This window comes from Faecalibacterium sp. I3-3-89 (assembly GCF_023347275.1).
Classification (GTDB): Bacteria; Bacillota; Clostridia; order Oscillospirales; family Ruminococcaceae; genus Faecalibacterium; species Faecalibacterium butyricigenerans.
Window position 1 is genome coordinate 297,125 of the sequence record NZ_CP094468.1, and the last position, 22,797, is coordinate 319,921.

Genomic DNA, 22,797 nt, shown 5'->3' on the forward strand with positions numbered 1-22,797 from the left:
ATCTGCGTGCTGACGTCTATAATAAAGATAAAGAAAGACGCTGCCCATACAGTGGTCAGCTTCCCCCTTCAGCAACACATTTTACGAGAAAATATGACCGCCAGAGTGTAGGAGCTATGGGCGGTCATTTTTCTTGCCATTTTATTTTTTTGAATCGTGTTTTGCCCGAGGCTTGTTCCGAAAGACGTCCCTCGAAATCATCCATGTCACATTGATGACACCGATGACGACTGTAGCCAAAAGGTTCAGTGCGGAAAAAACAATATTCAGAATATCCATAATGGACTCCTCCTTCAAGTAGCGGATGTGTAACATTCGAACCATCAGGAGGATGACAAAAAATTGAACTTCCTCCTGACGCGGCACAATGTGATACGAAGGAGGGAAGCATGACCGCTGCACTTGCAGAACAGCGCCTTTCTTACCGATAAGGATACCATAAAATTGGACAGAAAGCAATCTCTTTCCCTATTGACAAACGGAGATGACATTTTATAACAACCGGAGAAAATGCCCACTTGAGCAAGTAAAAGATGAAGCCAGCCGCAGGACGGAAAACTGCGGCTGGCTTTTTGTTTCTATCAGGCGGTAAAGACGGCGATCACGAAGGGTTGTCCGCCGATGGTGCCGACGGCAAAACTGACCCGGTCGTAGACTGCTTTGGAGGAATCATCGGGGATGGTGAGAAACTTTTGGCGATTGATAAGATTTTTGGCGACAGAGGAAAAGTCGGCATTTTCCCGAAGCACTCCACCATCCAATAAATCAGGACGAAGTTCGGAATAACTGATCCGACATGGTCCGATGGATAAGAAGGGAGGCATGACTGCTAAATTCTCGGCACAGTTCACAAGACCCGTGTTTTTGTTCTCTGCAAGAAGTGTAGATACCTGAGAAGCATCGCCGTTACAGGCGTCTTGAAGATATAAGAAAACAGCCTCGGCGGCAGAGTCATTGCCATAGACAAAGTGGCTGGAATCGCTGTTGTCAAAGTGGGTGTAATAATGTTTATTCAGGGCGGCGAGAAGCTGAGTTTTGCCCTGCGTGCTGTCTTTTGCGGAAATGTCCGGCAGGACAAACACCCCGCCGCCGACCTGACAGCCGCAAAGCAGGAGTGTAAGGCCCAGAATGAGCGTAAGGATGGCAGTGCGGCGGTTTGTGCATCGTGTCATGGCAGAACCCTCCCGTCTGCGCAGTCCGCCTGTTTATCGCAAGGCAAGAAATTAGTGCGACATTTAAACAGCATATTTGCGATATGCAATTCAACGCTGTTGCTGTTGCATTAAAAAGTTGAATTGCTATGATTCGAAAACCGTTGAAACAGACGATAAGCAACGCTTTCAAACACTTGCGGTCTCTACAACACAATGATAAGACGATGACAGGAAGATGTCAATATTCTGACGTAAAATCGAAAAAAGTCTGGATGGATGCCCAATTCGAAATGCCGAGAACCGGCAGATTGAACAATTCCGGGAGAAAGAAAGAACAGCTCCACCCGGGAAGGTGGAGCTGTTGCAATCCGTCGATTTTTATGGTATCCTTATTTGCAGGAAAGGCGCTGTTCTGCAAGTGCAGCGGTCATGCTTCCCTTCTTGGGGTCACCGATGTGTCGTACCCTTAGAGGAAGTTCAATTTTTTGTCGCCCTCCGAGGGTACGAGTGTTTTTATACATGAGTTACTCAAGGAGGTATTCCGTTATGGAAATTTGGAATAATGTTCTCGCCCTGCTCACCCTTTTGGTCACTGTCATCATTGGCACGGCCAAGATCACTTGGACGCTCGCCCAAGCGATTTTTCGTGACTCGCACCGCGCAAAACACGATTCGAAAAAATAATGACAAGAAAAATGACCGCCCGTAGCATCCCAAACTTCGGCGGTCATGTTTTCTAACGTGACACTCAAGGAGGGAGGCTGACCACTGTGCGGACAGCGCCTTTCCTTATCTCTATTATAGACGTCAGCACGCGGATTGTCAAGCGCACACTGCCCTTTTTGTTAGGGCATACCGCAGAGCTTTTCCGGCAGGCCAAAAGCCTCTCCCTTTGGGAGAGGTGTCACCAGAGGTGACGGAGAGGGCAGGCCCGTCACAGCCGAGCCGCCGGCGTGCCGGACTGCACGGAGCGGGTTATCACATCTTCGCCACAAATCTATCACAAACACCCGGGCTTTGCGCCCCAAACTCCGGCACAAATGCACGGCAAACCAACACTTTGCCATTTTTTTAAGGGCTTGATTAGGCAAAACGCCGAAACAAATACCGTATCTTGACAATCTTGTGAAAATGAACTATACTAAACCTATCGAGACAAGCCACGCAATAATTGTAGTGGTTTGCCGAAATAAAAATCATTTTTTATTGGAGGAATACCACTATGAAAATGTTCAAGAAACTCATGGCTGTTGCTCTGACTGCTGTTATGGCTGTCTCCATGCTGACCGGTTGCGCCATGAACGACGCTGCTAAGCAGAACGCTCTGATCAATGCTCTGAACTCTGACAGCGTTAAGAGCGATTACACCTACAGCTCTGCTGATTATGAGGGTGCAGCTAAGCACGCTTGGAAGAATGAGCTGGGCGAAGGCAAGACTGTTGTCCCGGGTAAGGTCACTAAGGTCGAGTACAAAGAAAAGAACTACGTCTGCTACGTTGTTGAGACTCCGGACAGCCCTAAGAAGGCTGTGAACTGGGCTGCTGATGCCAAGCTCATCGATCGGGTCATGAGCGTTTCTGCTGAGAAGACCGGCGATAAGAAGGACAAGATCAAGATTGATGTTACCTTTGAGAGCTACAAGGCTCAGGGCGCTGAGAAGTCCACTCACTACGCTATCGTTATTGCTAAGGCTACTGTCTAATCAGCGCATCCAACTAAGCTATTACAGGCACACGGCCTGTAATTGATAACCATTATGCCTGTGTCTCAAGTGCGTAATGATTATCTCACATAGTCTGAGGGCGAGGCTCCGCAAGGGGTCTCGCCCTTGGGCTTTTTATGGGGCAGAAGGGCTATTGACAAACGAAGGGCATCTGGCTATAATAAAACTGAATAATAGGATGCATTGGACGGGTTTCGGGCTTGATGGAAAATACTGGAAACTTCAAAAATGCGAAAATGTGCATTTTTGAAGCACCAAAAAGCACCGAAAATGCATTGAAATGGCCACAAAATGACGCTGAAACGCGATATACGAGATAAAGCATAAAAGCGTCGGAATACAACAGAATGCGACAGAAAGCGTCGGGTGAGCCGTCTGTGTCAGGAAAGATACAGACGGCTTTGTGATCGGCAGAAGAAATTTTTCGGGATGCCGCATAAGAGAGCGGAGCGCGCTTGACAATCCGCGTGCTGACGTCTATAATAAAGATAAGGAAAGGCGCTGTCCGTGCAAACGGCTAGCTCCTCACCGGCATATGGTCAAAAAGAATGACCGCCACCGTTTGGAGACTGTGGGCGGTCATTTCTTTTTGTCGTTATTGCCATTATCGTGCGAAATCCGCCATGCAATGTCAAAAGTGACATGCACGACCTGAACCAACAGCACCAGTAGACTGACGATGAAGGCCAGAAGTGCAAAGACTTCAGCAAGAGTCATGTGGCATCCCCCCTTACTCGATGAGCATCGGGAGGAAAACTTCAAAAAGCGCCCTCCCATGCTCATTTCGTTCCAAAGAACGATGTAGCAAAGCCGGGAGGAGCATAGCCGCCTGCGTTTGACGAAACAGCGCCTTTCCTGCAAACAAGGATACCACAAAAACCGACAGAAAGCAATGCCTTTCGGTGCTTGACAATCCGCGTGCCGACGTCTATAATAAAGATAAGGAAAGGCGCTGTCCGTGCAAACGGCTAGCCCCTCACCGGCATACAGTCAAAAAGAATGACCGCCACCACGAGTGTGAAGCGTTGGGCGGTCATTTCTTTTTGTCGTTATTGCCATTATCGTGCGAAATCCGCCATGCAATGTCAAAAGTGACATGCACGACCTGAGCCAACAACATCAGTAGACTGACGATGAGGGCCAGAAGTGCGAAAACTTCAGCAAGAGTCATGTGGCATCCCCCCTTTACTCGATGAGCATCGGGAGGAAAACTTCAAAAAGCGCCCTCCCATACTCATTTCGTTCCAAAGAACGATGTAGCAAAGCCGGGAGGAGCATAGCCGCCTGCGTTTGACGAAACAGCGCCTTTCCTGCAAACAAGGATACCACAAAAACCGACAGAAAGCAATCTTTTTCCCTATTGACAGGCGGGAAGGATATTTTGTATAATACGGTCATAGAAATACTTGCTCGAACGAGCGGGTAAAAATGAAGACAGCTGCGGAACAGGAAAACGCAGCTGTCTTTTTTATCGCAATTTTCAAAAATAGTGCCTATCAAAATAGCATATTTGCGATATGCAGTTTGCGGATGTTGCTTGTGCATTAAAAGCGCAAACTGCTATACTTGCAAATCGCACTGGGTTACGCGAGCCGCAGGCTCTCCAAGACTTCATTTACGACATCCAAGGCTACCTGCCCGGGCGCACTGGCCTGCCCGGGGTTGGCAAAGGTCATGGCCGAGCCGAAGGCTTCGCCGCACAGACGGCTCACGGCACCCAGCACTCCCATGCTCATGGTGATGACGGGCGTTTCGGGGTGGCGCTCTGCCATCTCGGCGGTGGCAGCCAGCAGTTCAAGGACGTCCGAGGGGGAGCAGGGCATCACGGCCAGCTTGGGCAGGTCGGCCCCGACCTGCTGCATGGCGGTCAGGCGGGCGACCATTTCTGTCCGGGGCGGCGTCTTGTGGAAATCGTGGCTGGAGCAGACCACTGCTGTGCCTGCCTGATGTGCCTGTTCGATGAGGGCCGACAGATGCTCCCGGTTCGGAAAAAATTCGATGTCCAGCAGGTCGGCGCAGCCGCTGGCACAGACGGCCTCGCAGAAACTGGCGTACTGCTGGGGCGTCAGCGCGGCTTCGCCGCCCTCAGCCTTGGTGCGGAAGGTCACGAGGAGCAGTTTTTCCTCCAATGCGGCCCGCAGTCCGGACAACACCTGTCCCAGCGCGGAGGGGTCCAGCGCCCCGGGAAACCAGTCGGCCCGCCATTCGATGCAGTCGGCCTTCTGTGCGGCCAGACGCACAGCCTCGCTGAGGATGCCGTCCGCTGTGGAAGCGACGATGGGCAGGATGACTTTGGGGCGGCCAGCGCCGATGCAGCAGCCGCGGATGGTGATGCTGGACATGATAACTACCTCGCTTTGCAAAAAGTACCTTCATCATACGGCCTGCCCCGCCGCTTGTCAAGCCTGCCGGAGCAAAAACCGAATGTGAGTCGTTTTTTGTGGAAAATTCCACTTGCGGGGCGGCTTAAAATCGTTTACAATAGGCGCAGCAAAGGCAGTGTAGCCCGTAAGGGGCTGCGCTGCCTTTTTCGTTTGGGAGGGAAAGAAAATGAAGGAAATGAAAACGACCGCGCAAGTGCTGGTGGACTGTCTGGAAGCCGAGGGCGTCGATGTGATGTTCGGCATTCCGGGCGAGGAAACGCTTGACCTGATGTTTGCCATCCGGAACAGCAAGATCCGCTTCATCCCGGTGCGCCACGAGCAGGGCGCGGCCTTTATGGCCGATGTCTATGGCCGTCTGACCGGCCGGGCCGGCGTCTGCCTGTCCACCCTTGGCCCCGGCGCGACCAACCTAGTCACCGGCGTGGCGGACGCCTATCTGGACGGCGCGCCGCTGGTGGCCATCACGGGACAGGTAGGCACCGACCGGATGCAGCTCACCAGCCACCAGTACCTCGACCTGACGGCCATGTTTGAGCCGATCACCAAGCGTTCGAAGCAGATTATCCGCCCCGACACGGTGGGCGAGATCGTGCGTCTGGCCTTCAAGCACGCCGAGAAGGGCAAGCCGGGCGCGACCCACATCGACCTGCCTCAGAACATCGCCAAAATGCCCGCCGATGCCGTGCCGCTCAAGCGCCAGCAGATGCACGATGTCTACGCCGACCCGACCCACATTGCGGCGGCGGGAAAGATCATCAGCGAGGCAAAGAACCCGGTCATCCTCGCGGGTGCGGGCGCGGTGCGCGGCCATGCCGCTTCCGCCGTCACCGAGCTGGCCGACCGGCTGCATATCCCAGTGGTCAACACCATGATGGCTAAGGGCATCATCCCGATGGACGACAAATACAGCCTCTGGACCATCGGCATCCCGCAGAAGGACTACGTCAACCAGCTCTTCGACCGCGCCGATGTGGTCATCGCCATCGGATACGACATCGTGGAGTGTGCCCCGGCCAAGTGGGGCGCGCGGGAGGACATGACCATCGTGCACATCGACAGCGCCCCCGCCGACGTCAACAAGCGGTATCAGCCCGCCGTGGAAGTGGTGGGCGACATCTCGGAGAGCCTGTATGAGATCCTTCGCTGTGCCCACCGCACCGGTGAGCCGGAGTTTGCATTGGCCCTCCGCCAGACGATGGTGGCGGAGCATGAGGCGATGGCGGCAGACGACAGCTGCCCCATGAAGCCTGCCCGCATCCTTGCCGATGTGCGGAAGGTCATGGGCCGCGACGATATTCTGGTCAGCGATGTGGGTGCTCATAAGATGTGGATCGCCCGCCACTATGACTGCTACGAGCCAAACACCTGCCTCATCTCCAACGGCTTCGCCAGCATGGGCTTCTCCATCCCGGGCGCATTCGCGGCCAAACTGCTCTATCCGGAGAAGAAGGTGCTGGCCCTCTGCGGCGACGGCGGCTTCATGATGAATAGTCAGGAGCTGGAGACGGCGGTGCGGGAGAGGGTGCCCTTCGTGACCCTCATCTGGGAGGATTCCAGCTACGGCCTGATCAAGTGGAAGGAACAGGAACAGTTCGGCGGGGAGCACTGCTATGTGGACTTTTCCAACCCCGACTTTAAACTGTTGGCGGAAGCGATGCACTGCAAGGGCTATCGCGTCGAAAAGGCAGATGAGCTGATCCCCACGCTGGAAGAGGCGTTCCGGCAGGATGTGCCCAGCGTCATCGTAGTGCCGGTGGACTACAGCGAGAATATGAAACTGAGTGAGCATCTCAAGCAGGTCTGCGCCCAGAAATAACTATTATATAAGGAAGAGCATCTGCTGCCCAATGAGGGCAGCGGATGCTTTTATCGCAAGACAAGAAATTAGTGTAACATGAAAACAGCATATTTGCGATATGCAATTCAACGCTGTTGCTGCTGCATTATAGCAGTTTGCGTTTTTAATGCACAAGCAACATCCGCAAACTGCATATCGCAAAGATGCCATTTTGATAGGCACTATTTTGAAAATTGCGATAAAAAGTTGAATTGCTATATTTGTATCCGATGCAGGGATGTCAAAGCATTGGCCAAAACGCCGCGAAAAACTGGTGAAAAAGTGCAAAGGCGAAAAAAGAGCAAAAAACTTGTAAAAAAGGCTTGCAAAGTGGGCGGTGATGTGGTATTATACTTGAGCGCCAAGCGCTGAGACAAAAGAATGACTTCCGAGTCCCAGCTAGAAGTAAAGCGAAAAGAACCAATAGACGCGAGAAAGTCCGGCAGGAATGCGAGAGACTTTCGAGACGCTCCAAGTTCGGTAAGAAACGAAAAACTTCGAAAAAATAAAGCTTGACAAAAAACCGCTTCTGTGGTAAAATAATTAAGCTGTCAGCCGCTTGGCTGAGGCGCTACAGGACCTTGAAAATTGAACAATATCGAAAAACTTGTAACGGAACCTATTTTCGTGTTGGAAAAACACGTTAAACAATTCCAAACAAAGTAATTCACACAGGACGCAAGCGATTGCGTGCTGAGCGAAGAGAGATTTAACACTTTTTAAGTGATAAATATCATTTAATAAAGAGTTTGATCCTGGCTCAGGACGAACGCTGGCGGCGCGCCTAACACATGCAAGTCGAACGAGAGAGAAGGAGCTTGCTTCTTCGATCGAGTGGCGAACGGGTGAGTAACGCGTGAGGAACCTGCCTCAAAGAGGGGGACAACAGTTGGAAACGACTGCTAATACCGCATAAGCCCACGGGTCGGCATCGACCTGAGGGAAAAGGAGCAATCCGCTTTGAGATGGCCTCGCGTCCGATTAGCTAGTTGGTGAGGTAACGGCCCACCAAGGCGACGATCGGTAGCCGGACTGAGAGGTTGAACGGCCACATTGGGACTGAGACACGGCCCAGACTCCTACGGGAGGCAGCAGTGGGGAATATTGCACAATGGGGGAAACCCTGATGCAGCGACGCCGCGTGGAGGAAGAAGGTCTTCGGATTGTAAACTCCTGTTGTTGAGGAAGATAATGACGGTACTCAACAAGGAAGTGACGGCTAACTACGTGCCAGCAGCCGCGGTAAAACGTAGGTCACAAGCGTTGTCCGGAATTACTGGGTGTAAAGGGAGCGCAGGCGGGAAGACAAGTTGGAAGTGAAATCTATGGGCTCAACCCATAAACTGCTTTCAAAACTGTTTTTCTTGAGTAGTGCAGAGGTAGGCGGAATTCCCGGTGTAGCGGTGGAATGCGTAGATATCGGGAGGAACACCAGTGGCGAAGGCGGCCTACTGGGCACCAACTGACGCTGAGGCTCGAAAGTGTGGGTAGCAAACAGGATTAGATACCCTGGTAGTCCACACCGTAAACGATGATTACTAGGTGTTGGAGGATTGACCCCTTCAGTGCCGCAGTTAACACAATAAGTAATCCACCTGGGGAGTACGACCGCAAGGTTGAAACTCAAAGGAATTGACGGGGGCCCGCACAAGCAGTGGAGTATGTGGTTTAATTCGACGCAACGCGAAGAACCTTACCAAGTCTTGACATCCCTTGACGAACATAGAAATATGTTTTCTCTTCGGAGCAAGGAGACAGGTGGTGCATGGTTGTCGTCAGCTCGTGTCGTGAGATGTTGGGTTAAGTCCCGCAACGAGCGCAACCCTTATGGTCAGTTACTACGCAAGAGGACTCTGGCCAGACTGCCGTTGACAAAACGGAGGAAGGTGGGGATGACGTCAAATCATCATGCCCTTTATGACTTGGGCTACACACGTACTACAATGGCGTTAAACAAAGAGAAGCAAGACCGCGAGGTGGAGCAAAACTCAGAAACAACGTCCCAGTTCGGACTGCAGGCTGCAACTCGCCTGCACGAAGTCGGAATTGCTAGTAATCGTGGATCAGCATGCCACGGTGAATACGTTCCCGGGCCTTGTACACACCGCCCGTCACACCATGAGAGCCGGGGGGACCCGAAGTCGGTAGTCTAACCGCAAGGAGGACGCCGCCGAAGGTAAAACTGGTGATTGGGGTGAAGTCGTAACAAGGTAGCCGTAGGAGAACCTGCGGCTGGATCACCTCCTTTCTAAGGAGTCAGGCAAGAACGAAGCATCGAAGATGATTTGTTCTTGGAACAGGTGATAGAGACAAGTTGATTAGATATTGTTCGATTTTGAGGGCCCTGAAAAGGGAACTCAAAGACGTACCTTGAAAACTGAATAATAACTGCGAAACAAAGATTATAGTAAGTTCTTTTTAAGAAATATTACAATTTCAAAAGGAAGGGTAACATAATCTTCGTTGGCAAGAGAGAATCAAGAGGATACAAGCCATTCTCGAGAGAGAATAGTTTGAATGGTCAAGCGAACAAGGGCGCAGGGCGAATGCCTTGGCACTGGGAGCCGATGAAAGACGTGATAAGCTGCGATAAGCTTCGGGGAGCTGCAAATAAGCATTGATCCGGAGATTTCTGAATGAGGAAACTCACTTGAGTTCATACTCAAGTACGCTGCACTGAAATTCAAAATAGGTGCATCGGGGGAACCGCCTGAACTGAAACATCTAAGTAGGGCGAGGAAGAGACATCAAACGAGATTCCGTAAGTAGTGGCGAGCGAACGCGGAAGAGGGCAAACCGGGAGTAGAAATACTTCCGGGGTACGGAGCGCATTTAAGACTTAAGTTGCTAACCGAACGGCATGGGAAGGCCGGTCAGAGAGTGTGAGAACCACGTAGGTGAAAGCGACAAAAGCTGAGCGAATTCCAGAGTACGGCCAGACACGTGAAACCTGGTCGGAAGATGGGGGGACCACCCTCCAACCCTAAATACTACCCAGTGACCGATAGCGTATAGTACTGTGAAGGAAAGGTGAAAAGCACCCCGGGAGGGGAGTGAAAAAGAACCTGAAACCCTGTGCCTACAAGCACCTAGAGCACGTCAATGTGTGATAGGGTACTTTTTGTAGAACGGTCCGGCGAGCGATTGTATGCAGCAAGGTTAAGGACTTAAGGTCTGGAGCCGAAGCGAAAGCGAGTTTGAAAAGGGCGTTAAGTTGCATATAATGGGCCCGAAACCGGGTGACCTACCCATGGTCAGGTTGAAGTGGAAGTAAAATTCCATGGAGGACCGAACCGACCTCCGTTGAAAAGGCGGCGGATGAACTGTGGGTAGCGGAGAAATTCCAATCGAACCCGGAGATAGCTGGTTCTCCCCGAAATAGTTTTAGGACTAGCCTCAAGTTAGATACCTGGAGGTAAAGCACTGAATAGCCTAGCGGCCGAGAGGTTAGCGAAGCTTATCAAACTCAGAATGCCAGAGTATTGATGCTTGGGAGTCAGACAGTGTCAGATAAATGTCATTGTCAAAAGGGAAACAGCCCAGATCTACAGCTAAGGTCCCAAAGTCAGGTTAAGTGGAAAACGATGTGAAGATACGCAGACAACCAGGATGTTGGCTCAGAAGCAGCCACTCATTCAAAGAGTGCGTAATAGCTCACTGGTCGAGCGTCTTTGCGCGGAGAATTTAACGGGGCTAAACCTGACACCGAAGCTTAGGCAATCCAGTAATGGATTGGGTAGGGGAGCGTTGTATACGCGGAGAAACAGTAGCGTAAGCGGCTGTGGAGTGTATAGAAGTGAGAATGCCGGAATGAGTAGCGCGAATGCAGTGAGAATCTGCATGGCCGAAAGCCTCAGGTTTTTGGAGGAAGGTTCGTCCGCTCCAAGTTAGTCGGGAGCTAAGGTGAGGCCGGAAGGCGTAGCCGATGCACAGACGGTAGAGATTCCGTCACCACCAAAAGAGTTAAGCACAGGGACACATTTGAAGTCTCAGAGCCGGGTGTTGGTTCCGGTAGAGATCGAGGGAAGTTAGTACCGAAGTCTGGGATGGAAGATGGCGAGAAAAGCTGTGTGTATTTCTGAGGTGCCCGTACCGCAAACCGACACAGGTAGGTAGGAAGAAGATTCTAAGGCCAACGGGAGAAGGGTTGTTAAGGAACTCGGCAAATTGACCCCGTAACTTCGGGAGAAGGGGTGCTCCAGAGATGGAGCCGCAGAGAATCGGCCCAAGCAACTGTTTACCAAAAACACAGGTTTGTGCTAAATCGAAAGATGACGTATACGAGCTGACGCCTGCCCGGTGCTGGAAGGTTAAGAGGAGATGTGCAAGCATTGAATCGAAGCCCCAGTGAACGGCGGCCGTAACTATAACGGTCCTAAGGTAGCGAAATTCCTTGTCAGGTAAGTTCTGACCCGCATGAAAGGCGTAATGATTTGGGCACTGTCTCAACAGCCCGCCCGGCGAAATTGTAGTACCGGTGAAGATGCCGGTTACCCGCGACAAGACGGAAAGACCCCATGGAGCTTTACTGTAGCCTAATATTGGGTTTCGATGTTGCATGCACAGGATAGATGGGACACAGGGAAACAGGAGCTTTGGCTTCTGCGGAGTGGCCGTTGGGATACCATCCTTGCGATATTGGAATTCTAACCTGCGGCTCTGAATCGAGTCGGGGGACATTGTTAGGTGGGCAGTTTGACTGGGGCGGTCGCCTCCTAAAAAGTAACGGAGGCGTTCAAAGGTTCGCTCAGCTTGAACGGAAATCAAGCAAAAGAGTGCAAACGCAGAAGCGAGCCTAACTGCGAGACTGACGGGTCGAGCAGTAACGAAAGTTGGAGTTAGTGATCCGGTGGTATGTGAGTGGAAATGCCATCGCTCAACGGATAAAAGTTACCCTGGGGATAACAGGCTGATCTCCCCCAAGAGTCCACATCGACGGGGAGGTTTGGCACCTCGATGTCGGCTCATCGCATCCTGGGGCTGTATTCGGTCCCAAGGGTTTGGCTGTTCGCCAATTAAAGCGGTACGCGAGCTGGGTTCAGAACGTCGTGAGACAGTTCGGTCCCTATCTGTCGTGGGCGCAGGATATTTGATGGGAGCTGTCCCTAGTACGAGAGGACCGGGACGGACGTACCTCTGGCGCACCAGTTGTTCCGCCAGGAGCATAGCTGGGCAACTACGTACGGATCGGATAAACGCTGAAAGCATCTAAGCGTGAAGCCGACCCAAAGATAAGATATCCCATTGTTTTAAACAAGTAAGACTCCTTGAAGACTACAAGGTCGATAGGCACGATGTGTAAGTGGAGCGATCCATTCAGCAAGCGTGTACTAATAGGTCGAGGGCTTGACCACAATTCGCTTGAGACTCTTAGAGTCAACGAAAAAATGTAAGCAGTGATTATTCAGTTTTGAAGGCACGTCCTTCTAAAAATACTGGACAGATACACAGAAATGTGATATACTGTGTCAGTTATATGGTCGGTGACGATGACGGTGAGGTTCCACCTGTTCCCATTCCGAACACAGCAGTTAAGCTCACTCGTGCCCAAGATAGTTAGCTGGAAACGGCTTGTGAAAATAGGTAGTCGCCGACTTGAATATGCCGCTCTGAGAGTTCTCAGGGCGGTTTTCTTATATTTATCCGAAAAAATTTCCAGGTGCTGCATGAAAACAGCGGCGTAAATCGTATATAAGTCAAGCAGGGTGTGACAAAGCGGACAGAGGAGGACGGCATGAAGCTTTTATTCAAACAGCGTGCATTTGCTTGGTTCGACAGCTATGACATCTACGATGAAAATGAAAACACGGTCTATATCGTGAAAGGCCAGCTCTCTTGGGGACACTGCCTGAAAATATTCGACGCCAGCGAGGAGCACGAGCTGGGCACTGTGAAGGAGCGGATTTTTTCTTGGTGGCCCCAATTCGAACTTTACGAGGGGAGCGACTGCATCGGCACCCTGAAAAAAGAACCGTGGGGCTGGTTCAAGCCGCGGTATAATATCGACTTCAACGGCTGGCACATCGAAGGCGACTGGGCGGAATGGGACTACACCATCACCGGGCCGGATGGGGCGACGGTGGCGGCAATCTCCAAGGAGCTGCTCCACTGGACGGATACTTATGTGCTGGACATTGCAAAGCCGGAGGATGCGCTGTATGTGCTGATGTTCGTGCTGGCCATCGACGCTGAAAAGTGTTCCTGCAACTAAAAAACGGCCCGGCTGTGGAGTTTTCCACTTGGCCGGGCCGTCTTGGTTGAATCCTGTTCAGACTTTCTTTGCGAATACGATGCCGATGGTGCCGGGGCCGGAGTAGCCGCCGATGGTCGTGCCGATGTCGGTCTCGATGATGTTCTCGAATTTGCCGTACCTGCGCAGACCGGCTTTGATGGCCTCCATGCAGCCGGGCTTGGGCTGGCAGGACGAGATAAAGACCATGCAGTTGTCGATGTCGTCCCGGCCGTCCAGCAGGTCGGTGATGTACTTGCCGACACAGATGGGCAGGCTGCCGCGATACTTCTTGACGACCTTCAGCTCACCGTCGATGACAGCGAGGCTGGGCTTGATGCCCAGAAGGTTTGCGCCGAACGCCAGCACGCCGGAGCAGCGGCCGCTCTTGGCCATGTAATTGAGCTGGTCCAGCACGAAGCTCAGTTCCACCCGCTTAGCGAGGTTCTGGAGCCGCATACAGATGTTGCGGGCCGTCAGGCCGTCTGCCGCCCATTTGGCGGCGCGGAGGACAAGATAGCCCTGTCCGGTGCAGATGTTCTCGCTGTCGATGACTGAGACGTTGTCGTATTCCTGCGCGGCAAGGCAGGCGTTCTGATAGCAGGACGAAAGCTTGGCGCTGACCGAGATGTGGATGACAGCGTCGTACTCTTTGGCGAACGGCCCGAAGAAGTCGATGTACTCCACCGGATTTGCTGCGGCGGATTTCGGGGTCTGGCCGCCGGCCTCCACATGGGCAAAGACGTCAGCAGGGCGGACGGTGATGCCGTCCAGATAGCTCTCGCCGCCCATCAGGATATGCATGGGCATGAGAGAGATGTCCCATTGCCGCAGCAGCGCTTCGGAGAGGTCGCAGGTGCTGTCGGCCGTGATTTTGATCTTCAAAAAAGTGTCTCCTCTTTTCGTGCCGGGCACAGCCGACGTCGATGCAGGCGCTGCCACAGCAAAATTTCCTCTATAACTATATCACAAAAATCTCAAGATCGTTAGCTATTTATCCTGAGTAATTGTAAATCTTTTGTGAAGCGTCAAAATAGCTAGCCTTGGCCCGCAGATTCTATACAGATAGCACAAAAGTGCGTATGATTTTATAGTTCTTTCCGAAAATTCGCTCCGAAGTGTTTATTTTGTGCGCCAAAAATTATATAATAATAGGTGTCACTAGAATGGATACGGTCTGCCCGGCAGCCGTTTATATTATTGGAGGATGCTTTCTATGTTCATGTACACCGATTACACCCAGCACCTGCTGGATAATGTGAAGAAGATCCATTTCATTGGCTGCGGCGGCAGCGGAATGTATCCGCTCATCCAGATCCTGGCCGCAAAGGGCTATGACATCTCGGGCAGCGACGTGCTGGACGGCAGCATCATCCGCTCCGAGCGGGAGATGGGCGTTAAGGTCACGCTGGGCCACAGCGCAGACAATGTCATCGGTGCAGACCTCGTGGTCTACTCCGCCGCCATTGCGAAGGACAATGTGGAGCTGAATGCGGCAGCTTCCTACGGCATCACGACGGTGGAGCGCAGCGTCCTGCTGGGCTATGTGAGCCGCCTGTACAAGCAGAGCATCTGCGTTTCCGGTACCCACGGCAAGACCACCACGACTTCCATGATCACCACTGCGCTGGAGCTGGCAGGACGCGACCCCTCTGCGGTCATCGGCGGCAAGCTGCCCCTCATCCACGGCTACGGCAAGGCGGGCAAGGGCGACGACATCGTCATCGAGGCCTGTGAGTTCTCGGAGACCTTCCTGAAACTGACCCCCTACCTCTCGGTTGTGCTGAACATCGACAACGACCATCTGGACTATTACGGCAGCATGGGCGAGCTGAAGTTTGCCTTCAAGCGCTTCGCCCTTATGACCCAGTTCATGATCTTTGCAAACGCCGACGACAAGAACACGATGGACGTTATGTATACCCTCGACCGCCGTGTGCGCACTTTCGGCATCAACAACGACGGTGACTATCAGGCCGTCAATGTACAGGAGTATAAGCCCGGCTTCTTCGAGTTCGACCTGAAGGAGTGGAGCAAAGTCACCGGCCACATCCGGCTGGCTGTGCCGGGCCGTCACAATATCTACAACGCGCTGGCCATGTGCGCGGTCTGCCGCTTTGCGGGCCTGACCGTCGAGCAGTGCGCCGCCGCTGCCGCAAGCTTCAAGGGCGCAGGCCGCCGCTTCGAGGTCTACGGCGAGTGCAACGGCGCTGTGGTGGTGGACGACTACGCCCACCATCCCACCGAGCTGCGCGCGACCCTGACCACTGCCAAGGAGCTGGGCTACAAGCGCCTCATCGCCGTCCATCAGCCGTTTACATACAGCCGCACCAAGATGCTGTTCAACGACTTCGTGGATGTGCTCAAGATCCCCGACATTGCGGTCATCACCCCCATCATGGGCAGCCGCGAGCCGAACGACCCGTCCATCACCAGCGCAAAGCTGGCGGCGCAGATCCCCGGCTCGGTGCTGGTGGACAGTCTGGAAGCTGCCGCCGACTGGGTGAAGCAGAATGCCCGCGAGGGTGACTTGGTCATCACGCTGGGCTGCGGCGACATATATAAGGCCAGCAAGATGATGGTGGCCGACAACAAGTAAAAAGAAAAATAAAAAGTGAGGCTCCACGGTGTTCGCCGTGGAGCCTCACTTTTTTATAAAACGAAGAAATTACAGGTTGAAGTAGCGCTTTGCGTTGTCGAAGCAGATGCCGCGGACGATCTTCTCCAGAGCCTTCTCGTCGTTGGGATACTCGCCGTCCTCGACCCACTGGCCGATGAGGTTGCAGAGGATGCGGCGGAAGTAGTCGTGGCGGGTGTAGCTCAGGAAGCTGCGGCTGTCGGTCAGCATACCGACGAAGTTGCCCAGCAGGCCGAGGCTGGCCAGACGGGACATCTGCTCTTCCATGCCGATCTTGTGGTCGTTGAACCACCAAGCGGAGCCGTGCTGGATCTTGCCCGGGACCTCGCTGTTCTGGAAGCAGCCGAGGATGGTGCCGATCTGAGCGTCATCGCCGGGGTTCAGGCTGTAGATGATGGTCTTGGGGCACTCGTCGGTGTCGTTCAGGGCGCTCAGCAGAGCTGCGATCTCGCCGCCGCAGGTGGCGGTGTTGATCATGTCGAAACCGGTATCGGGTCCCAGCAGGGTGTTCATCTTGCGGTTGACGCCGCGCAGGCAGTTGTAGTGGATCTGCATGGCGATGCCGAGGCGGTGATACTGCTTGCCCAGATGGATGAGGATGTAGGTCTGATACTTCTCAGCCTCTTCCCGCGTGACGGCCTCGCCCTTCATGACTTTCTGGTAGATGGCGTTGACCTCGTCCTTGGAGGCCTCACGGTAGGGGATGTAGTCCAGACCGTGGTCGGAAGCGCGGCAGCCCATCTCGGCGAAGAACTCGATGCGGTCGGTCAGAGCACCGGTGACGCAGTCGATGCAGGCCAGTTTCTCCTTGCCGACGGCAGCAGCCAGCTTGCCCATGTACTCAACGAAGCCGGGCTTGTTGATGTTGATGGCCTTGTCGGGGCGGAAGGAAGGAGCCACGGTGAACTTGATGGTGGGGTCTTCCTTGATCTTCTTGTGCCACTCGAGGCTGTCGATGGGGTCATCGGTGGTGCCGATGAAAGCCACGTTGCTCTGCTCGATGAGGCCGCGGACGGTCAGCTTGGGGTCGTGCTGGAGCTTGTCGTTGCACAGGTTCCAGACTTCCTCGGCGGTGTCGCCGTTCAGCACGCCGTCATAGCCGAAGAAGGTGTGCAGCTCGAGGTTGGTCCAGTGGTACATCGGGTTGCCGATGGCCATGGGCAGAGCCTCGGCAAACTTCTGGAAACGCTCGCGGTCGGGCTTGTCGCCGGTGATGTACTCCTCGGGCACGCCGTTGGAGCGCATGACGCGCCATTTGTAATGGTCGCCGAAGTAGCTGCCGTCCGGGTTGCGGCCGCCCAGCCAGACCTGAGCGATGTTGTCGAAGCGGCGGTTCTCGTAGATCTCGCGGGGAGGGATGTGGCAGTGGTAGTCACAGATGGGCATACCCTCAGCGTAAGCGTGATACAGGTGCTGTGCGGTGGGCGACTGGAGCATGAACTCCTTATCCATAAATGCTTTCATGGTCAGAACTCCTTTTTTCAATGGTCTTGACGGTTTGAAACATTCTTTAAAAAATAGGGGTATGGGCCTGTTCCGTGCAAACAGGCGATGCCTGTCTTTAGTATACCGGAAAATGCGGATGTATACAACTGAAAAACTGCCCAAAATTCTCGCCCAGACTTGTACAATTCGCTGGTTTTTATAAAAACGGCCCCTTTTCCTGCAAAAAACTGTGGAGAACCACTTGACTTATTTGTATACAACAGCATAAAATAGAGAAAGAGAAGGGCGCGGCTCTGGCTGCCCCGTGAAAGGCAAAGCAAATTGATAAAAGGAGACACTCAAATGGAAACTTTGAATTACAAGGTTCTGGAAAGCACCGGTTACAACGGCTATATCCTCAAGGACGCACCCGTTAAGGTGATGCAGTTCGGCGAGGGCAATTTCCTGCGCGCATTCGTGGATTACTTTATCGACATCGCCAACGAGAAGGCTGGCTTCAACGGCAAGGTCAAGCTGGTGCAGCCCATCGCTAACTTCCCCCAGATGGCGGACTGGATGAACGAGCAGGAGGGCCTGTACACCCTGTACCTGCGCGGCAGCGAGAAGGGCCAGAAGGTCGATGCAAAGCGCGTCATCTCCTGCGTCTCCGACTGCGTCTGCCCCTACTCCGAGGGCAAGTGGGACGAAGTTCTGGCTCTGGCCCGCTCTGAGGATCTCGAAATCGTCGTCTCCAACACCACCGAGGCCGGCATCGCCTATACGCAGGGCGACAGCCAGTTCGATCAGGTTCCCCCCAACAGCTTCCCTGCAAAGCTGACCCGCGTGCTGTATGAGCGCTACACCGCATTCAAGGGCGCTGCCGACAAGGGTCTGATCATCCTGTCCTGCGAGCTGATCGACAACAACGGCAAGGAGCTGCAGAAGTGCTGCAACAACTACGCTAAGGACTGGAACCTCGACGCTGCCTTCATCGACTGGATGAACAACGCCAACACCTTCTGCTCCACTCTGGTGGACCGCATCGTCCCGGGCCGCATCCGTGACCCGCAGGAGCTGGCTGCTCTGGAAGAGGCCAACGGCTACACCGATAAGGCGCTGGACGTCGGCGAAGTCTTCGGCGTCTGGGTTATCGAGGGTCCCGATGGTCTGGAGGACAAGCTGCCGTTCAAGAAGGCCGGTGTCAACGTCATGGTCGTGCCCGATGTCACCCCCTACAAGAAGCGCAAGGTCCGCATCCTGAACGGCGCACACACCGGCTTCGTTCTGGGCGCATATCTGGCTGGCTTCGACATCGTGCGTGACTGCATGCACAACGACACCGTCCGCGGCTTCATGAACAAGATGCTGCATGAGGAGGTCATCCCCACCCTGCCTCTGGACAAGAAGGATCTCGAGGAGTTTGCTTCTGCTGTGCAGGACCGCTTCAACAACCCCTTCATCAACCACGAGCTGATGAGCATCTCCCTGAACTCCACCTCCAAGTGGAAGGCCCGCAATATGCCCTCCTTCCTGACCTACATCGAGGAGCAGAAGAAGCTGCCCAAGTGCCTGACCATGTCTCTGGCTGCTTACATCGCCTTCTACTCCAACGACATTCAGGAGCGCACCGCCGACGGCCTCATCTGCAAGCGTCCGGCCGGCAATACCTATAAGATTCAGGATGACGCATGGGCACTGGACTTCTACTATGCACACAAGGACGACACCGCTGCCCAGCTGGTACACGCCGTGCTGACCAACACCCAGATGTGGGATCAGGATCTGACCAAGATCGAGGGCCTTGAGGCCGCTGTTCTGGCAGACCTCGAGCTGATCCGCACCGAGGGCGCAGAGGCTGCTTACAAGAGCTGCCTGTAAGCTGAAAATTTGGACACAGAGGGCTGCTGCTTTGGGCAGCAGCCCCCTTTTGCGTTATGAGAGAGTAGGAGAAAAACTATGCCGCAGGCGATCCATATCAGCCCCATCGACAACGTCGTTGTCGCTCTGCATCCCATTGCCAAGGGCACCCTCGTCGAGGTGGACGGCCTTGCCGTCACCGCGCTGGAGGACATCCCGCAGGGCCACAAGATGGCAGTCAAGGCCATCCGGAACGGCGAGAACGTCATCAAGTACGGCTTCCCCATCGGCCACGCCACCGCCGACGCCGAGCCGGGTACTTGGATGCACACCCACAATGTCCACACCAACCTCTCCGGCGAGGTGGAGTACAGCTATAACCCCTCCCCCGAGCTGGCCCCGCTGCCCAAGGTGGAGGCCGAGACCTTCATGGGCTTCCGCCGCAAGGATGGCCGCGCCGCCATCCGCAACGAGATCTGGATCATCCCCACCGTCGGCTGTGTCAACGACATCGCCAAGAAGATGGTGGCCGACAATCAGGACCTCGTCACCGGCACCATCGAGGGCCTCTACACCTTCACCCATCCCTTCGGCTGCAGCCAGACCGGCCATGACCACGCACAGACCCGCAAGCTGCTGGCCGCTCTCGTCCGCCATCCCAATGCCGCCGCCGTTCTGGTGCTGCATCTGGGCTGTGAGAACCTGCAGCACGACCAGTTCGTGGAAGAGCTGGGCGAGTATGACCACGACCGGGTGAAATTCCTGACCTGTCAGGACGTGGACGATGAATTTGCCGCCGCCCGCGACATCCTGAAGGAGCTGGCCGCTTACGCCGGCCAGTTCAAGCGCGAGCCGATCCCCGTGAGCGAGCTGGTGGTCGGCATGAAGTGCGGCGGCTCGGATGGTCTGTCGGGCATCACCGCCAACCCCACCATCGGACGCTTCTCCGACATGATGGGCCAGCGCGGCGGCTCCACCGTCCTGACCGAGGTGCCCGAGATGTTCGGCGCCGAGGGCTTCCTGATGGACCGCTGCATCAACCACGACGTCTTCGTCAAGGCCGAGAAGATGATCAACGGCTTTAAGGACTACTTCATCAGCCACAATGAGGTCGTCTACGACAACCCCTCTCCGGGCAACAAGCAGGGCGGCATCACCACGCTGGAGGACAAGAGCTGCGGCTGCGTCCAGAAGGGCGGCACGGCCCCCATCATGGATGTCATCGGCTACGGCGACCCCGTCGTCACCAAGGGCCTGAATATGCTCTACGGCCCCGGCAATGACCTCGTTTCCGCCACCGCCATGACCGCCGCCGGTGCACACCTCATCCTCTTCTCCACCGGCCGCGGCACGCCCTTCTCTGCCCCGGCTCCCACCCTGAAGATCTCCACCAACACCCCGCTGGCGGAGAAGAAGTCGGGCTGGATCGATTTCAACACCGGCGTCATCGCCGACGGTGAGAAGACCATCGACGAGGCCGCAAAGGATCTGCTGGATCTGGTCATCCGGGTGGCCAGCGGCGAGCAGACCAAGGCCGAGAAGCACGGTTTCCGCGAGATCTCCATCTTCAAGGACGGCGTCGTTCTTTAAGTAAAAATGAGGCTGCTGAGCGGTACATACCGCCCGGCGGCCTCTTTATGCATAGCGAAAGGAGAATTTTATGAGAATAGGAGCCAATGGAGCGCTGCTCTTCACACTGCTGATTTATGCAGCCGTCATCTGCATCGCGGCCCGCATCGTCAAATACTTTATCCGCTATGGCATCGATTATTATTTTGAAAAACTGGCGGAATACCAGAAAAACCAGAAAAATACGGAGGACTGAACTATGAACCAGATCACCACCCAGTACATCACCGAGAACGGCGCCTGTTATGAGCAGTACGTCATCACCGACCCCGCCGCCAAGACCAGCCTAACCATCACCCCCGAGCGCGGCGGCATGATCACCGGCTTTACCCTCGACGGCGACGAGTATATCTGGACCCGCCGCCCCAACTTCTCGGAGTGCAACCGTCCCCGCTTCGGCGTGCCGGTGCTCTTCCCCAGCTGCGGCAACCCCGACGGCGGCGTCCACAACTTTGAGGGCAAGGCCTACCCCATGGAGACCCATGGCTTCGCCGACCTGTGCGCTTGGGACGTGGAGAGCGTCGGCCCGGACGGCGTGACGCTGGCGCTGGAATCCACCCCGCTGACCAAGTTCCTCTACCCCTTCGACTTCACCCTGCTGGTGAACTACAACCTCGAGGGCAATAAGGCCCTCATCAGCCTGACCGTCATCAACGAGGGCGACAAGCCCATGCCCTTCAGCTTCGGCTACCACCCCTATTTCGTGGCCTCTGCGCTGGAAAATGTGGACTTTGACATCAAGTGCGCCACCTGCTCCGAGAATGCCAAGGGCGAGCAGCCCGCTGCCCCGGAAAAGATCACCCTCACCCGCAAGGAGGGCGCAGACAACACCATCCGCCTGATGACCGGCGTGGAGTTCCCCATGACCTTCACCGACAAGGGCAACGGCCATAAGGTCACGGTGGACGCCGATGAGACCTTCGACAAGGGCGTGCTCTGGCAGCAGGATGCCGAGAGCTTCGTCTGCATGGAGCCTTGGAATGGCTGGGCCAACAGCGTCAACGAGGAGGGCCATCACGAGGTGCTGGACGTCGATGAGGCCATGACCAGCGAGTGGAGCATCACCATCGAGAAGGTCTGAGCACCCTCCGAAACTTTACCGTAGAATAAAACGCCGCACAGCGATTTTGATACGCTGTGCGGCGTTTTTTTGTGTCTGGTCAGATGTGGTCTACCGGGTGGACGGTCCCCTCGGTAAAATACTCAGGGTGGCGCTGGCGGGCCTGCTCCACCGAGAGCTTGTAGCGGTTCAGATGGTCGCTGAGGGCACGGCTGAGGTCTTCCTCCGAGCCGCGCAGGACGGCCTCGAGGATGCGGGTGTGGGCTGCGCAGACGGACTTGTTCTCCTCCGTCTGGAGGCTGAATTTCCGCAGACGCTCGATGTGCTGGAAGGTGGAGAGCATATGGTCGAAGTGCTCCTCCATGCCGCACAGCTCAAAGGCCCGGCGGTGGAAGGCGTTGTCGAGGTCGAGCATCCTCGTCTCCCGGTTTTCGGCGGAGGGGTCGCGCTCCAGCTGGCGGTAGCTCTCAAGGTTGAGTCGGTAGGCGACCTCCTGCTCGGCGGTCAGACGGCCCCGGATGCGGTTCAGGATCTCCTTTTCCAGCGTGAAGCGGGCGAACTGCTCCATCTCCATCAGCTTGAGGTCGATGGGGGCCACATGGGTGCCGCTCTGGGGCTTGATGACCACCATGTGGGCGATGTTGAGCATGATGAGCGCCTCCCGCATGGGGGTGCGGCTGATGCCCAGCTCCTGCGCCAGCTCTCGGTCGTTCAGTTCGTCGCCGGGCTTTAAGTCCATCGTGATGATCCGGCTGCGGATGGTCTCGTAGGCGATCTCCCGCGCACTTCGTGATGCCATGGCCGTGTCATGCTCCTTTCGAAGCGGGCAGTGCCCGCAGATGTGATATATCAGCTACCACC

Annotated in this window: 17 protein-coding genes and 3 rRNA genes; 12 read left to right on the forward strand and 8 right to left on the reverse strand. The window is 54.8% G+C overall.

Translation table 11 applies throughout. The features are described 5' to 3' along the window. Positions 1-141 precede the first annotated feature (141 nt). Both MTP38_RS01420 and MTP38_RS01425 read right to left on the reverse strand, forming a co-directional pair. Positions 142-279 (reverse strand): hypothetical protein, encoded by a 138-nt coding sequence (locus MTP38_RS01420; RefSeq protein WP_249234023.1) that lies wholly within the window; start codon positions 277-279, stop codon positions 142-144. Positions 280-581: 302 nt separating this feature from the next. Then, positions 582-1,172 (reverse strand): hypothetical protein, encoded by a 591-nt coding sequence (locus MTP38_RS01425; protein WP_249234024.1) that lies wholly within the window; start codon positions 1,170-1,172, stop codon positions 582-584. 528 nt (positions 1,173-1,700) lie between these two features. Here MTP38_RS01425 and MTP38_RS01430 point away from each other — a divergent pair. Further along, positions 1,701-1,838 (forward strand): hypothetical protein, encoded by a 138-nt coding sequence (locus MTP38_RS01430; RefSeq protein WP_227621938.1) that lies wholly within the window; start codon positions 1,701-1,703, stop codon positions 1,836-1,838. Between the two features lie 538 nt (positions 1,839-2,376). Further along, a complete protein-coding gene (locus MTP38_RS01435; RefSeq protein ID WP_249234025.1) occupies positions 2,377-2,856 on the forward strand; it encodes a hypothetical protein in 480 nt (159 codons plus the stop codon). Positions 2,857-3,456: 600 nt separating this feature from the next. On the opposite strand, the gene MTP38_RS01440 is transcribed toward MTP38_RS01435, so the two are convergent. The 3 genes from MTP38_RS01440 to aroD all read right to left on the reverse strand — a co-directional run bounded on the left by MTP38_RS01440 (position 3,457) and on the right by aroD (position 5,219). After that, the gene (locus MTP38_RS01440; RefSeq protein WP_227621926.1) at positions 3,457-3,594 is read right to left on the reverse strand and encodes a hypothetical protein; all 138 of its coding nucleotides are present in this window, start codon (positions 3,592-3,594) and stop codon (positions 3,457-3,459) included. Positions 3,595-3,910: 316 nt separating this feature from the next. Further along, entirely contained in the window at positions 3,911-4,048 is a 138-nt protein-coding gene (locus MTP38_RS01445; RefSeq protein WP_249234026.1) for a hypothetical protein, read from the reverse strand. A gap of 412 nt (positions 4,049-4,460) precedes the next feature. After that, positions 4,461-5,219: a type I 3-dehydroquinate dehydratase gene (aroD, locus tag MTP38_RS01450; RefSeq protein ID WP_249234027.1), complete on the reverse strand. Its 759-nt coding sequence runs from the start codon at positions 5,217-5,219 to the stop codon at positions 4,461-4,463. 208 nt (positions 5,220-5,427) lie between these two features. Here aroD and MTP38_RS01455 point away from each other — a divergent pair, with 208 nt between their 5' ends. The 5 genes from MTP38_RS01455 to MTP38_RS01475 all read left to right on the forward strand — a co-directional run bounded on the left by MTP38_RS01455 (position 5,428) and on the right by MTP38_RS01475 (position 13,309). After that, the gene (locus MTP38_RS01455) at positions 5,428-7,077 is read left to right on the forward strand and encodes an acetolactate synthase large subunit (RefSeq protein WP_249234028.1); all 1,650 of its coding nucleotides are present in this window, start codon (positions 5,428-5,430) and stop codon (positions 7,075-7,077) included. Between the two features lie 758 nt (positions 7,078-7,835). After that, a 16S ribosomal RNA gene (locus MTP38_RS01460) occupies positions 7,836-9,346 on the forward strand. A 271-nt stretch (positions 9,347-9,617) separates the two neighbouring features. Continuing rightward, positions 9,618-12,452, forward strand: a 23S ribosomal RNA gene (locus MTP38_RS01465). Between the two features lie 125 nt (positions 12,453-12,577). Next, positions 12,578-12,694: ribosomal RNA gene (rrf, locus tag MTP38_RS01470) — 5S ribosomal RNA — on the forward strand. Together the 16S, 23S and 5S rRNA genes form the textbook arrangement of a ribosomal RNA operon. A 138-nt stretch (positions 12,695-12,832) precedes the next feature. Further along, the gene (locus tag MTP38_RS01475; RefSeq protein WP_249234029.1) at positions 12,833-13,309 is read left to right on the forward strand and encodes an LURP-one-related/scramblase family protein; all 477 of its coding nucleotides are present in this window, start codon (positions 12,833-12,835) and stop codon (positions 13,307-13,309) included. Positions 13,310-13,366: 57 nt separating this feature from the next. Here the strand turns inward: MTP38_RS01475 and MTP38_RS01480 are convergent, their stop codons facing one another. Then, positions 13,367-14,212 carry a DegV family protein gene (locus tag MTP38_RS01480; protein WP_249234030.1) on the reverse strand — a complete coding sequence of 282 codons (846 nt, stop codon included), beginning with the start codon at positions 14,210-14,212 and terminating at the stop codon, positions 13,367-13,369. 331 nt (positions 14,213-14,543) lie between these two features. On the opposite strand from MTP38_RS01480, the gene murC reads away from it, so the two are divergent. Continuing rightward, a complete protein-coding gene (gene murC / locus MTP38_RS01485) occupies positions 14,544-15,926 on the forward strand; it encodes a UDP-N-acetylmuramate--L-alanine ligase (RefSeq protein ID WP_249234031.1) in 1,383 nt (460 codons plus the stop codon). A 69-nt stretch (positions 15,927-15,995) separates the two neighbouring features. On the opposite strand, the gene uxaC is transcribed toward murC, so the two are convergent. Then, positions 15,996-17,429 carry a glucuronate isomerase gene (uxaC, locus tag MTP38_RS01490; RefSeq protein ID WP_249234032.1) on the reverse strand — a complete coding sequence of 478 codons (1,434 nt, stop codon included), beginning with the start codon at positions 17,427-17,429 and terminating at the stop codon, positions 15,996-15,998. 324 nt (positions 17,430-17,753) lie between these two features. On the opposite strand from uxaC, the gene MTP38_RS01495 reads away from it, so the two are divergent. From MTP38_RS01495 to MTP38_RS01510, 4 genes are all read left to right on the forward strand, one after another. Beyond that, positions 17,754-19,268, forward strand: coding sequence for a tagaturonate reductase (locus tag MTP38_RS01495; protein ID WP_249234033.1), 1,515 nt, complete (start codon positions 17,754-17,756; stop codon positions 19,266-19,268). 78 nt (positions 19,269-19,346) lie between these two features. Next, positions 19,347-20,837: a UxaA family hydrolase gene (locus MTP38_RS01500; protein ID WP_249234034.1), complete on the forward strand. Its 1,491-nt coding sequence runs from the start codon at positions 19,347-19,349 to the stop codon at positions 20,835-20,837. A 70-nt stretch (positions 20,838-20,907) separates the two neighbouring features. After that, a complete protein-coding gene (locus MTP38_RS01505; protein WP_249234035.1) occupies positions 20,908-21,072 on the forward strand; it encodes a hypothetical protein in 165 nt (54 codons plus the stop codon). Positions 21,073-21,075: 3 nt separating this feature from the next. Beyond that, the gene (locus tag MTP38_RS01510) at positions 21,076-21,957 is read left to right on the forward strand and encodes an aldose epimerase family protein (protein ID WP_249234036.1); all 882 of its coding nucleotides are present in this window, start codon (positions 21,076-21,078) and stop codon (positions 21,955-21,957) included. Between the two features lie 79 nt (positions 21,958-22,036). Here MTP38_RS01510 and MTP38_RS01515 read toward each other — a convergent pair whose 3' ends face one another. Further along, on the reverse strand, positions 22,037-22,735 hold the full coding sequence (locus tag MTP38_RS01515; RefSeq protein WP_249234037.1) for a GntR family transcriptional regulator: 699 nt from the start codon (positions 22,733-22,735) through the stop codon (positions 22,037-22,039). Positions 22,736-22,797 lie beyond the last annotated feature (62 nt).

Excerpts from the sequence above, each read along its gene's own strand:
- MTP38_RS01420 (WP_249234023.1), bottom strand. The coding sequence starts at position 279 with ATGGATATTCTGAATATTGTTTTTTCCGCACTGAACCTTTTGGCTACA.
- MTP38_RS01425 (WP_249234024.1), bottom strand. The coding sequence starts at position 1,172 with ATGACACGATGCACAAACCGCCGCACTGCCATCCTTACGCTCATTCTG.
- MTP38_RS01430 (WP_227621938.1), top strand. The coding sequence starts at position 1,701 with ATGGAAATTTGGAATAATGTTCTCGCCCTGCTCACCCTTTTGGTCACT.
- MTP38_RS01435 (WP_249234025.1), top strand. The coding sequence starts at position 2,377 with ATGAAAATGTTCAAGAAACTCATGGCTGTTGCTCTGACTGCTGTTATG.
- MTP38_RS01440 (WP_227621926.1), bottom strand. The coding sequence starts at position 3,594 with ATGACTCTTGCTGAAGTCTTTGCACTTCTGGCCTTCATCGTCAGTCTA.
- MTP38_RS01445 (WP_249234026.1), bottom strand. The coding sequence starts at position 4,048 with ATGACTCTTGCTGAAGTTTTCGCACTTCTGGCCCTCATCGTCAGTCTA.
- aroD (WP_249234027.1), bottom strand. The coding sequence starts at position 5,219 with ATGTCCAGCATCACCATCCGCGGCTGCTGCATCGGCGCTGGCCGCCCC.
- MTP38_RS01455 (WP_249234028.1), top strand. The coding sequence starts at position 5,428 with ATGAAGGAAATGAAAACGACCGCGCAAGTGCTGGTGGACTGTCTGGAA.
- MTP38_RS01475 (WP_249234029.1), top strand. The coding sequence starts at position 12,833 with ATGAAGCTTTTATTCAAACAGCGTGCATTTGCTTGGTTCGACAGCTAT.
- murC (WP_249234031.1), top strand. The coding sequence starts at position 14,544 with ATGTTCATGTACACCGATTACACCCAGCACCTGCTGGATAATGTGAAG.
- uxaC (WP_249234032.1), bottom strand. The coding sequence starts at position 17,429 with ATGAAAGCATTTATGGATAAGGAGTTCATGCTCCAGTCGCCCACCGCA.
- MTP38_RS01495 (WP_249234033.1), top strand. The coding sequence starts at position 17,754 with ATGGAAACTTTGAATTACAAGGTTCTGGAAAGCACCGGTTACAACGGC.
- MTP38_RS01500 (WP_249234034.1), top strand. The coding sequence starts at position 19,347 with ATGCCGCAGGCGATCCATATCAGCCCCATCGACAACGTCGTTGTCGCT.
- MTP38_RS01505 (WP_249234035.1), top strand. The coding sequence starts at position 20,908 with ATGAGAATAGGAGCCAATGGAGCGCTGCTCTTCACACTGCTGATTTAT.
- MTP38_RS01510 (WP_249234036.1), top strand. The coding sequence starts at position 21,076 with ATGAACCAGATCACCACCCAGTACATCACCGAGAACGGCGCCTGTTAT.
- MTP38_RS01515 (WP_249234037.1), bottom strand. The coding sequence starts at position 22,735 with ATGGCATCACGAAGTGCGCGGGAGATCGCCTACGAGACCATCCGCAGC.